Annotated in this window: 11 protein-coding genes; all 11 read left to right on the plus strand. The window is 73.2% G+C overall.

Annotated elements, in window-relative coordinates:
* The first annotated feature begins 2 nt into the window (after nucleotides 1-2).
* Nucleotides 3-3341: a carbamoyl-phosphate synthase large subunit gene (gene carB / locus AC6EH9_RS18645; protein ID WP_498425176.1), complete on the plus strand. Its 3339-nt coding sequence runs from the start codon at nucleotides 3-5 to the stop codon at nucleotides 3339-3341.
* Entirely contained in the window at nucleotides 3338-4393 is a 1056-nt protein-coding gene (locus tag AC6EH9_RS18650; protein ID WP_498425177.1) for a quinone-dependent dihydroorotate dehydrogenase, read from the plus strand. Before carB ends, AC6EH9_RS18650 begins: the two co-directional genes overlap by 4 nt.
* Nucleotides 4390-5253, plus strand: coding sequence for an iron-sulfur cluster-binding protein (locus AC6EH9_RS18655; RefSeq protein ID WP_498425178.1), 864 nt, complete (start codon nucleotides 4390-4392; stop codon nucleotides 5251-5253). Before AC6EH9_RS18650 ends, AC6EH9_RS18655 begins: the two co-directional genes overlap by 4 nt.
* Complete coding sequence (locus AC6EH9_RS18660) at nucleotides 5250-6131, plus strand: nitronate monooxygenase (protein WP_498425179.1); 882 nt, start codon at nucleotides 5250-5252, stop codon at nucleotides 6129-6131. The genes AC6EH9_RS18655 and AC6EH9_RS18660 overlap by 4 nt, the downstream gene beginning before the upstream one ends.
* On the plus strand, nucleotides 6128-6967 hold the full coding sequence (gene pyrF, locus AC6EH9_RS18665; protein WP_498425180.1) for an orotidine-5'-phosphate decarboxylase: 840 nt from the start codon (nucleotides 6128-6130) through the stop codon (nucleotides 6965-6967). Before AC6EH9_RS18660 ends, pyrF begins: the two co-directional genes overlap by 4 nt.
* A complete protein-coding gene (locus AC6EH9_RS18670) occupies nucleotides 6964-7440 on the plus strand; it encodes a hypothetical protein (RefSeq protein WP_498425181.1) in 477 nt (158 codons plus the stop codon). Before pyrF ends, AC6EH9_RS18670 begins: the two co-directional genes overlap by 4 nt.
* A gap of 117 nt (nucleotides 7441-7557) precedes the next feature.
* Nucleotides 7558-7878: an integration host factor, actinobacterial type gene (gene mihF, locus AC6EH9_RS18675; protein WP_498425182.1), complete on the plus strand. Its 321-nt coding sequence runs from the start codon at nucleotides 7558-7560 to the stop codon at nucleotides 7876-7878.
* Entirely contained in the window at nucleotides 7871-8440 is a 570-nt protein-coding gene (gmk, locus tag AC6EH9_RS18680; RefSeq protein WP_498425183.1) for a guanylate kinase, read from the plus strand. The genes mihF and gmk overlap by 8 nt, the downstream gene beginning before the upstream one ends.
* 59 nt (nucleotides 8441-8499) lie before the next feature.
* Entirely contained in the window at nucleotides 8500-8835 is a 336-nt protein-coding gene (gene rpoZ / locus AC6EH9_RS18685) for a DNA-directed RNA polymerase subunit omega (RefSeq protein WP_498425184.1), read from the plus strand.
* A 22-nt stretch (nucleotides 8836-8857) separates the two neighbouring features.
* Nucleotides 8858-10123 carry a bifunctional phosphopantothenoylcysteine decarboxylase/phosphopantothenate--cysteine ligase CoaBC gene (gene coaBC / locus AC6EH9_RS18690; protein ID WP_498425188.1) on the plus strand — a complete coding sequence of 422 codons (1266 nt, stop codon included), beginning with the start codon at nucleotides 8858-8860 and terminating at the stop codon, nucleotides 10121-10123.
* 64 nt (nucleotides 10124-10187) lie between these two features.
* Nucleotides 10188-11384 carry a methionine adenosyltransferase gene (gene metK, locus AC6EH9_RS18695; RefSeq protein WP_498425185.1) on the plus strand — a complete coding sequence of 399 codons (1197 nt, stop codon included), beginning with the start codon at nucleotides 10188-10190 and terminating at the stop codon, nucleotides 11382-11384.
* Nucleotides 11385-11478 lie beyond the last annotated feature (94 nt).

Here is an 11478-nt window from a genome sequence, read left to right on the forward strand (position 1 = left end):
CCATGCCGAAGCGTGACGACATCAAGTCGGTCCTGGTCATCGGCTCCGGGCCGATCATCATCGGCCAGGCCTGCGAGTTCGACTACTCCGGCACCCAGGCCTGCCGGGTGCTGCGCGACGAGGGCCTGCGGGTGATCCTGGTCAACTCCAACCCGGCCACGATCATGACCGACCCCGAGTTCGCCGACGCCACCTACGTCGAGCCGATCACCGCGGAGTACGTCGAGAAGGTGATCGCCAAGGAGCGCCCCGACGCGCTGCTGGCCACCCTCGGCGGGCAGACCGCGCTGAACTGCGCGGTCGCCCTGGACGCCGCCGGCGTGCTGGAGAAGTACGGCGTGGAGCTGATCGGCGCCTCCATCGAGGCGATCGACCGCGGCGAGAACCGGCAGGTGTTCAAGGGCATCGTCGAGGAGCTCGGCGGCGAGTGCGCCAAGTCCGTGATCTGCCACTCGATGGACGACTGCCTCGCCGCCGCCGACGAGCTCGGCTACCCGATGGTGGTGCGCCCGTCGTTCACGATGGGCGGCACCGGCTCGGGGATGGCCTACGACGAGGCCGACCTGCGCCGCATCGCCGGGTCCGGCCTGGCCGCCAGCCCGACCACCGAGGTCCTCCTGGAGGAGTCGATCATCGGCTGGAAGGAGTACGAGCTGGAGGTGATGCGCGACACCGCGGACAACGTGGTGATCATCTGCTCGATCGAGAACCTCGACCCGATGGGCGTGCACACCGGCGACTCGATCACGGTGGCGCCGGCGATGACGCTCACCGACCGCGAGTACCAGAAGATGCGCGACCTCTCGATCGGCATCATCCGCTCGGTCGGCGTGGACACCGGCGGCTGCAACATCCAGTACGCGGTGAACCCCGTCGACGGCCGGCTGATCGTGATCGAGATGAACCCCCGGGTCTCGCGCTCCAGCGCGCTGGCCTCGAAGGCGACCGGCTTCCCGATCGCCAAGATCGCCGCCAAGGTCGCCATCGGCTACACCCTCGACGAGATCCCCAACGACATCACCGTGCGCGCCGACGGCTCCAGCACCCCGGCCGCGTTCGAGCCGACCCTGGACTACGTGGTGGTCAAGGTGCCGCGCTTCGCCTTTGAGAAGTTCCCCGGCGCCGACCCGACGCTGACCACGCACATGAAGTCGGTGGGCGAGGCGATGGCGATCGGGCGCAACTTCACCGAGGCGCTGCAGAAGGCGCTGCGCAGCCTGGAGAGCAAGGGCGCGGTCTTCGACTTCGCCCCGGTCGGCCACGATGCGCTGGACCGCGAGGCGCTGCTGGACTCCGCGAAGGTCCCGCACGACGGCCGGCTGCGCGAGGTGATGGACGCGATCCGCGCCGGCGCCACCCCCGAAGAGGTCTTCGACGCCACCAAGATCGACCCGTGGTTCGTCGACCAGCTGTTCTTGATCCACGAGGTCGCCGGCGAGGTCGGCGTCGCCGAGCGGCTCGATGAGCCCACCCTGCGCCTGGCCAAGCGGCACGGCTTCTCCGACGCGCAGATCGGCCGGATCCGCGGGCTGCGCGAGGACGTGGTCCGCGGGGTGCGCCAGGCCCTGGGGGTGCGCCCGGTCTACAAGACCGTCGACACCTGCGCCGCCGAGTTCGCCGCCGCCACGCCCTACCACTACTCCTCCTACGAGGAGGAGAGCGAGGTGCGCCCCCGCGAGAAGGAGGCGGTGATCATCCTCGGCTCCGGGCCGAACCGGATCGGGCAGGGCATCGAGTTCGACTACAGCTGCGTGCACGCGTCGCTGGCCCTCGCCGAGGCTGGCTACGAGACGATCATGGTCAACTGCAACCCCGAGACCGTCTCCACCGACTACGACACCTCCGACCGGCTCTACTTCGAGCCGCTGACCCTGGAGGACGTGCTCGAGATCGTGCACGCCGAGCGGCAGGCCGGACCGCTGGCCGGCGTCATCTGCCAGCTCGGCGGGCAGACCCCGCTCGGCCTGGCCCAGGGCCTCGAGGACGCCGGGGTGCCGATCGTCGGCACCTCGCCGGCCGCGATCCACCTGGCCGAGGACCGCGGCTCGTTCGGCCGGGTGCTGCACCAGGCCGGGCTGACCGCGCCCAAGCACGGCACCGCCACGTCGTACCCCGAGGCGCAGGAGATCGCCGCCGAGATCGGCTACCCGGTCCTGGTCCGGCCCTCATACGTGCTCGGCGGGCGCGGCATGGAGATCGTCTACGACGACGCGTCGCTGGAGAGCTACCTGGAGAAGTACGTCGCCAACGGGCTGATCAGCGCCGAGCAGCCGGTGCTGGTGGACCGCTTCCTCGACGACGCGATCGAGATCGACGTGGACGCGATCTTCGACGGCGAGGACCTCTACCTCGGCGGCGTGATGGAGCACATCGAGGAGGCCGGGATCCACTCCGGCGACTCCTCGTGCGCGCTGCCCCCGATCACCCTGGGCGCCCGCGAGATCGGCCGGATCCGCGAGGCCACCCTCGGGATCGCCCGCGGGGTCGGGGTGCGCGGCCTGCTGAACATCCAGTTCGCGCTCAGCTCCGACATCCTCTACGTGCTCGAGGCCAACCCGCGCGCCAGCCGCACCGTGCCGTTCGTCTCCAAGGCCACCGCGACGCCGCTGGCCAAGGCGGCCTCGCGGGTGATGCTCGGGGAGAGCATCGCCGCGCTGCGCGAGGCCGGCGTGCTGCCGGCCACCGGGGACGGCGGCGACCTGCCGGCGTCCGCCCCGATCGCGGTCAAGGAGGCGGTGATGCCCTTCAACCGCTTCAAGACCCCCGACGGGCAGAACGTCGACACCGTGCTCGGCCCGGAGATGAAGTCCACCGGGGAGGTGATGGGCTTCGACGCCGACTTCGGCACCGCCTTCGCCAAGGCCCAGACCGCGGCGTTCGGTCCGCTGCCGACCAGCGGGCGGATCTTCGTCTCGATGGCCAACCGCGACAAGCGCTCGATGATCTTCCCGATCAAGGTGCTCGCCGAGCAGGGCTTCGAGATCCTGGCCACCCAGGGCACCGCCGACGTGCTGCGCCGCAACGGCATCGTCACCACCGTGGTGCGCAAGCACTGGGAGGGCCCCGGCCCGAACGGCGAGCCCACCACGGTGCAGCTGATCCTGGACGGTCGGATCGACCTGATCGTGAACACGCCCTACGGCACCGGCGGCGGACACGCCCGCGTCGACGGCTACGAGATCCGCACCGCGGCGGTGATGGCCAACATCCCGTGCATCACCACCGTCTCCGGGCTCGGCGCGGCCGTGCAGGGCATCGAGGCGATGCGCCGCGGCACCATCGAGGTGCGCAGCCTGCAGGACTGGGCGCGCCTGCCCGAGGTGCCCGGGGCGGCCCGGTGACCTATCGGCTGCTCTTCGACCGGCTGCTGACCCGCACCGACCCCGAGCGCGCCCACCAGGCGGCGTTCACGGCGATCCGCGCGGCCCGGCCGGCGACCGCGCGGGTCCTGGCCCGGCGTACCGCGCAGGCGCGGCCGGTGGAGGCGATGGGGCTGCGCTTCCCGCACGTGCTCGGGCTGGCCGCCGGCTTCGACAAGAACGCCGTCGGCATCGACGCGCTGGCGGCGCTGGGCTTCGGCCACGTCGAGATCGGCACGGTCACCGGGGAGGCGCAGCCGGGCAACCCCCGCCCGCGGCTGTTCCGGCTGCCCGAGGACCGGGCGATCGTGAACCGGATGGGCTTCAACAACGACGGCGCCGAGGCGGTCGCCCGCCGGCTCGCCGAGCGGGCCGCGCGCCGGCGCGAGGCCCCGGGGCCGGTGCTCGGCGTGAACATCGGCAAGACCAAGCTGGTCGCCGAGCAGGACGCGGTCGGCGACTACGAGAAGAGCGCCCGGCTGCTGGCGCCGTTCGCCGACTACCTGGTGGTCAACGTGAGCTCGCCGAACACCCCCGGGCTGCGCGACCTGCAGGCCGTGGAGAAGCTCGAGCCGCTGCTCACCGCGGTACGCCGCCAGGCCGACCGGGTCACCGCGGACCGCGCCGCGCCGGTGCCGCTGCTGGTCAAGATCGCCCCCGATCTCAGCGACGAGGACGTGCTGGCCGTGGCCGACCTGGCGACGGCGGTCGGGCTGCACGGGATCATCGCGACCAACACCACCGTCCGCCGCGACCAGCTGGTCTCCCCGGCCGCGCAGGTGGAGGCGATCGGGGCCGGCGGCGTCTCCGGGCGGCCGGTCGCGGAGCGCTCGCTGGAGGTGCTGCGGCTGCTGCGCGGCCGGGTGGGGGAGGCGATGACGCTGGTCTCGGTCGGCGGCATCAGCACCGTCGACGACGCCCGGACCCGGCTCGCGGCCGGCGCCGACCTGCTGCAGGCCTACAGCGCCTTCGTCTACGAGGGCCCGCGCTGGCCCACCACGATCGTGCGCGGACTGGGCACCGCCCCGGCATGACCCAGACCCCCCGCCCCGGCGCCGGCCCGCTGCACGTGGTCGGCGAGGTGGTCGCGACCAGGCAGGCCGGCGCCTACCGGCACCTGACGCTGACCGCGCCCGGCATCCCCGAGCGGTTCCGCCCGGGCACCTTCGTGGCGCTGTCGCTGGGGCCCGCGGACGGCTCGGCGGCCGACGCGGTCCGGCTGGGGCGGCGCGCGATGTGGATCCACCGGGTCAAGCCGACCGGCGGGTACGGCGCCACCGTCGACCTGGTCGTGGAACCGCGCGGACCAGGCTCGACGCAGCTGGCCGCTCTCGCGGTGGGCGCGCGGGTGGCGATCACCGGCCCGCTGGGGCGACCCTTCGCGCTGCCCAAGGACCCGGTCTCGTGCGTGCTGGTGGGCGAGGGGCCGAGCGCGGCCCCGCTGTTCTCCCTGGCCGAGCGGCTGCATGGCCGCGGGTGCACGGTCACCCTGCTGCTGGGGGCGCCGGACGAGGCGCACCTGCTCTCCGCCCTCGAGGTGCGCCGCACCGCCCGCTCGGTCACCGTGGTCACCGGCGACGGCTCGGTCGGGCAGCGCGGTGCACTGGCCGACGCCGTGGGCGACGTCATCGCCCGCGCCCAGGCCGACGTGGTCTACGCCGCCGGGACCGGCGCCACCCTGCACGCCAGTGCGCTGGCCGCCGAGCGGTTCGGCGCCTGGAGCCAGACCGCGCTGGAGCGCCCCCTGAGCTGCGCCACCGGCCTGTGCCAGGGCTGCACGGTGCCGGTGGTCGGCGAGGACGGCGTCGCCCGGCTGGTGCGCGCCTGCGTCGAGGGTCCGGTGCTGCGCGGCGACCGGGTCCGCTGGGCCGAGCTGCTGGAGGAGCCGCGATGAGCCAGACGACGCCCGGTGAGAGGCTGGCCGGCGAGATGCTGGGCGAGACGATGATCGGGGAGCTGCGGCTGACCAGCCCGGTGTTGACCGCGGCCGGGTGCGCGGGCAGCGGCCGCGAGCTCGCGGCGTACGACGCCCTGGACGCGGTGGGCGCCTTCGTCACCCGCACCCTCACCCTGGACCCGCGCGCCGGGGCGCCGCAGCCGCGGATCGTGGAGAGCCCGTCCGGGCTGGTGCACCAGGTCGGGCTGCAGAACCCCGGCCTGGAGCCGTTCCTGGCCAGCGAGTTGCCCTGGTTGGTGCAGCAGGGCGTGCGGGTGGTGGTGTCCATCGCCGGCGCCAGCGTGGGGGAGTACGCCGACCTGGCCCGCCGGCTGGGCCGGGCTCCGGGCCTGACCGGCATCGAGGTGAACCTCGGTGAGCCGGACCCGGGCGGCGCCGGGGTCCTCGACGTGCGCGACCCGGCCCGGGCCGCCGAGGTCGTCGCGGCGGTGTGCGGCGTCCTGCCCCGAGGCCTGCAGGTGTGGGCCAAGCCCTCGCCCGACGTCGCCGGTGTGGCGGAGGCGGCCCGCCGGGTCAGCGAGGCGGGGGCCGACGCCGTGGTGATCGGCCACGCGCTGCCCGCGGCGTTCCCGGACGGGCGCCCCGGCGGGCTGAGCGGACCCGCGATCGCCCCGGTGGTCCTGCGCTGCCTGGGGCAGGCCCGCGCCGCGCTGCCCGCCGTACCGCTGATCGCCGCCGGCGGGGCCAGCACGGCCGCCGACGTGCGTCGCTACCTCGCCGCCGGCGCCGGCGCCGTCCAGGTCGGCACCGCCCTGCTCCACGACCCCACCGCCGTCACGAGGATCGTGGCCGAACTGCGAGGAGAGACCCGATGACCGCCTCCACCACCCCCTTCGGTGCGCGGCTGCACGCCGCCGTGGCGCGCCGCGGCCCGCTGTGCGCCGGCGTCGACCCGCACGCCGCGCTGCTCGACGCGTGGGGGCTGGGCGACGACGTGTCCGGGCTGGAGCACTTCGCGCTCACCGCGACCGAGGCGATCGCCCCCGTGGTCTCGGTGCTCAAGCCGCAGTCGGCCTTCTTCGAGCGCTTCGGCAGCCGCGGAGTCGCGGTCCTCGAGCGTGTCATCGCCACCGCCCGCGAGGCCGGTGCACTGGTGCTGCTCGACGTCAAGCGCGGCGACATCGGCTCCACCTCGCAGGCCTACGCCGACGCTTACCTGGACCCGGCCTCGCCGCTGGCGGTGGACGCGATCACCGCCAGCCCCTACCTCGGCTTCGGCTCGCTGGCGCCGATGATCGAGACCGCCGCCCGGCACGGCGCCGGGCTGTTCGTGCTCGCGCTCACCTCCAACCCCGAGGGCCCGCAGTTCCAGCACGCGACGACCGACACCGGTCGCCGGGTGGGCGCGACGGTCCTCGACGAGCTGGCGGCGCTCAACGCCGACGCCGACCCGCTGGGCTCCTACGGCGCCGTCGTCGGCGCCACCGTCGACGCGACGGGGGAGTCGTTCGCGATCAACGGCCCGCTGCTGGCACCCGGGGTGGGCGCCCAGGGCGCCACCCTCGACGACGTACGGCGGGTCTTCGGCGACGCCTCGCGGCACGTGCTGCCCAGCTCCTCGCGTGAGATCCTGCGCGCCGGGCCGGACCCGGCGGCGCTGCGCGACGCGGCGCTGCGGGGCAATGACGCCTGCGCCGTGCTCGGCCGATGAGGGGACCACGCCGGCCGCGGCCGCGCGCCACGGCGGCGCCGGGGCTGGCCGCGCTCGCGCTGGCCGCGACCGGTCTGCTCGCCACCGGTTGCGCCGACGAGCAGGAGCGCTACTGCGACGCCGTGCGCGAGCACCAGAAGGAGCTGGCCGAGATCGCCGGGTCCGAGGACGGTGGAGCCCTGCTCGAGGCGCTGCCGCCCTACCGCGACCTGGCCGGAAAGGCGCCCAGCGACATCCGCGCCGAGTGGACCCTCGTCGTCAAGCGCCTCGCCGCCGTGGAGGCGGCCCTCGACGACGCCGAGGTGGACCCGGACGACTTCGACCCGAAGAAGCCGCCGCCGGGCGTGAGCGAGGCGCAGCAGGAGGCGATCACCGCCGCCGCGACCGCGCTGGGGGACCCCGAGACGGTCCAGGCGATGAGCTCGATCGAGCAGCAGGCCCTCGACGTGTGCACGTCGTCGCTGTACGGCTGAGGGGTCCTGTGACCCGGGTCGCAGGACCATGGCGCCACCGTGGTCCGCGTTGCCAAGCAAATTCGCTTCTGACTAGATTGACGACCGACCCGCCCCGCACGAAGACGAGGAACACACGTGGCTCTGCCCCCGCTCACCCCCGAACAGCGCCAGGCCGCGCTCCAGAAGGCGGCTGCCTCGCGCCGGGAGCGTGCCGAGGTGAAGAATCGGCTGAAGAACGCCGGTGCCTCGATCGTCGACGTCCTGCACCAGGGACAGGACAACGAGGTGATCGGCAAGATGCGGGTGGTCGACCTGCTGCAGGCGATGCCCGGGGTCGGCAAGGTCCGCGCCAAGCAGCTGATGGAGCGCCTGAACATCGCCGAGAGCCGGCGCGTGCGCGGCCTGGGGGCCAAGCAGGTCGCCGCCCTCGAGCGCGAGTTCGCCGCGCGTGACTGACGCGCCCGCCCGCCCCACCCGGCTCGTGGTGCTGGCCGGCCCCACGGCCGTCGGCAAGGGCACCGTCGCCGCGCGGATCCGCGAGGAGCATCCCGAGGTCTGGATCTCGGTGTCGGCCACCACCCGGGCGCCGCGACCCGGCGAGGTCGACGGCGTGCACTACTGGTTCGTCTCCGACGAGGAGTTCGACCGGATGATCGCCGAGGACGCCCTGCTGGAGTGGGCCGTGGTCCACAAGTCGGCCCGCTATGGCACCCCGCGCGGCCCGGTCGAGAAGGCGCTGGCGGCCGGTCGCCCGGCGATGCTCGAGATCGACCTGCAGGGCGCGCGTCAGGTGCGCACGACGATGCCGCAGGCGCTGTTCGTCTTCCTCAAGCCCCCGTCCTGGGACGAGCTGGTGCGCCGCCTGGTCGGGCGCGGCACCGAGAGCGAGGCCGAACGGGTGCGCCGGCTGGAGACCGCGCGCCTGGAACTGGCGGCCGAGCAGGAGTTCGACGTCACCATCGTGAACCGGGAAGTTCATGCTGCGGCCGACGAGTTGGTAGCCTTGATGACACTGTGACCTTTCGCGGTCGCCGCTCCACCCATGCTCTCCCCCCAAACAATCTGTGAGGCTCACGCGTGTCTGCCCCGAACATCGACGCCCAGGGCGTGACCAACCCCCCGATCGACGACCTGCTGACCAAGACCGACAGCAAGTACAAGCTGGTGCTCTACAGCGCCAAGCGCGCCCGTCAGATCAACGCCTACTACTCCCAGCTCGGTGAGGGCCTGCTCGAGTACGTCGGCCCGCTGGTGGACACCCACGTCCAGGAGAAGCCCCTCTCGATCGCGCTGCGCGAGATCAACGAGGACCTGCTGACCTGCGAGGACGTCGACCCCGCCGAGCTCGCCGCCGAGGAGGCCGCCGCGAAGGCTGCCGCCGCCGAGGCCGCGTTCGCCACCCCGGCTGAGTGATCTCATCGGTCCGGTGACCTCCCTGCATGACGACGCGGCCGTGCCCCCCAGCGGGGCACGGCCCGCTGTCGTCCTCGGCGTGTCCGGCGGCATCGCGGCGTACAAGGCCTGCGAGCTGCTGCGCCGCCTGAGCGAGTCCGGCCACGACGTGACGGTGGTGCCCACGGCGAGCGCGCTGGAGTTCGTCGGCGCGCCCACCTGGTCCGCGCTGTCGGGCAAGCCGGTGGCCGCCGACGTGTGGACGTCGGTGCACGAGGTGCCGCACGTGCGGATCGGGCAGAACGCCGATCTGGTCGTGGTCGCGCCGGCCACCGCCGACCTGCTGGCCAAGGCCGCGCACGGGCTGGCCGACGACCTGCTCACCAACACGCTGCTCACCGCGCGCTGCCCGGTCGTGTTCGTGCCCGCCATGCACACCGAGATGTGGGAGCACCCGGCCACCGCCGCCAACGTGGCGACCCTGCGCTCGCGCGGGGCGATCGTCGTCGAGCCCGCCGAGGGCCGCCTGACCGGCAAGGACACCGGCAAGGGCCGGCTGCCCGAGCCCGCCGAGATCTTCGAGCTCGTCACCGGCGTGCTCGCCAGGGGCGCCGGGGGAGCAGGCGCCGAGGCAGCGGACCTGGCGGGGCGTCGCGTCGTCGTCTCGGCCGGCGGCACCCGCGAGTACCTGGACCCGGTCCGGTTCCTGGGCAACCGCTCCTCGGGGCTGATGGGCTACGCGCTGGCCCGCGCCGCCGCGTCCCGGGGCGCCGAGGTCACCCTCGTCGCCGCCAACGTGAGCCTGGCCGACCCGGCCGGCGTGAAGGTGGTGGCGGTGGAGACCACCGCCCAGCTGCGCGAGGCGGTCGTCGGCGCCGCCGCCGGGGCAGACGCGGTGGTGATGGCGGCCGCGCCGGCGGACTTCCGCCCGGTCGACCTCAGCGAGTCCAAGATCAAGAAGCGCGAGGACGGCACCGTCGAGCCGATCGCGCTGACGCAGAACCCCGACATCCTGCGCGAGCTGGCCCAGGAGGACCCGACCCGCCGCGCCCGCGTGGTGGTGGGCTTCGCCGCCGAGACCGGGGACGCCGGTGGCACGGTGCTCGAGCACGCCCACGCCAAGCTCGCCCGCAAGGGCTGCGACCTGCTCGTGGTCAACGACGTCAGCGGCGGCGCCGTCTTCGGCCGCCCCGACAGCGAGGCCGTCATCCTCTCCGCCGACGGCACCTCGCGGGAGGTGGCGCACGGCGCGAAGTCCGCCCTGGCCCAGGTGATCTGGGACCAGGTCCGGGCCCGCCTGGACGTTTAGAACCATCCTGGCGCGGCACGACTAAGGTGTCGCACACCACCATCGAACGGGAGTGAGTACGACTGTGGCTGGACGCCTTTTCACGTCGGAGTCAGTGACCGAGGGTCACCCCGACAAGATCGCTGACCAGATCAGCGACACGGTTCTGGACTTCCTCCTCGAGCACGACCCCGACAGCCGGGTCGCCGTGGAGACGCTGCTCACGACCGGTCTCGTCGTCGTCGCCGGTGAGGTCACCACCAAGGCGTACGCGCCGGTGGCCGAGCTGGTGCGCAAGCGGATCCTGGAGATCGGCTACGACAGCTCCGAGAAGGGCTTCGACGGCCACAGCTGCGGAGTCCAGGTCGCGATCGGCGGGCAGTCGCTCGACATCGCCCAGGGCGTCGACGCCGGCCACGAGCACCGGGTGGAGTCCTCGATCGACGAGCTCGACCAGCAGGGCGCCGGCGACCAGGGCCTGATGTTCGGCTACGCCTGCGACGACACCCCCGAGCTGATGCCGCTGCCGATCATGATCGCCCAGCGGCTCTCGCAGAAGCTCACCGCGGTCCGCAAGGACGGCACGCTCGACTACCTGCGCCCCGACGGCAAGACCCAGGTCACCATCGAGTACGACGCCGAGAACCGTCCGGTGCGCGTCGACACCGTCGTGCTCTCCACCCAGCACGCCGGTCACATCGACCTCGAGACCACGCTGCTGCCCGACATCCGCAAGCACGTCATCGACCCCGTGCTGGCGACCTTCGACATCCCCTCCGAGGGCTACCGGCTGCTGGTCAACCCGACCGGGCGCTTCGTGGTCGGCGGCCCGATGGGCGACGCCGGCCTGACCGGGCGCAAGATCATCATCGACACCTACGGCGGGATGGCCCGCCACGGCGGCGGCGCCTTCTCCGGCAAGGACCCGTCGAAGGTGGACCGCTCCGCGGCGTACGCGATGCGCTGGGTCGCCAAGAACGTCGTCGCCGCCGGCCTGGCGCGCCGCTGCGAGGCCCAGGTCGCCTACGCGATCGGCAAGGCCAGCCCGGTCGGCGTCTTCGTGGAGACCTTCGGCACCGGCGTGGTCCCCGACGAGAAGATCCAGGACGCCGTGCTCGAGGTCTTCGACCTGCGCCCGGCCGCGATCATCCGCGACCTCGACCTCAAGCGCCCGATCTACGCCCAGACCGCCGCCTACGGCCACTTCGGCCGCGAGCTGCCGGACTTCACCTGGGAGCGCACCGACCGGGCTGAGGCGTTGAAGGCTGCGGTCGGGGTCTGAGCGGCCCCCCTGCTGGATTCACGAGTTAACTCGGGCGGTCTCCAGGTCCTAGTGCAACACCGGGGTTTCGTACGGTCTGCCCAGTATCTCGTTG

The organism is Nocardioides sp. Z21_20, from assembly GCF_059766585.1.

What these genes read in the sequence shown, in the direction of transcription:
- carB (WP_498425176.1), top strand. Translation starts at nt 3, where the DNA reads ATGCCGAAGCGTGACGACATCAAGTCGGTCCTGGTCATCGGCTCCGGG.
- AC6EH9_RS18655 (WP_498425178.1), top strand. Translation starts at nt 4,390, where the DNA reads ATGACCCAGACCCCCCGCCCCGGCGCCGGCCCGCTGCACGTGGTCGGC.
- AC6EH9_RS18660 (WP_498425179.1), top strand. Translation starts at nt 5,250, where the DNA reads ATGAGCCAGACGACGCCCGGTGAGAGGCTGGCCGGCGAGATGCTGGGC.
- pyrF (WP_498425180.1), top strand. Translation starts at nt 6,128, where the DNA reads ATGACCGCCTCCACCACCCCCTTCGGTGCGCGGCTGCACGCCGCCGTG.
- AC6EH9_RS18670 (WP_498425181.1), top strand. Translation starts at nt 6,964, where the DNA reads ATGAGGGGACCACGCCGGCCGCGGCCGCGCGCCACGGCGGCGCCGGGG.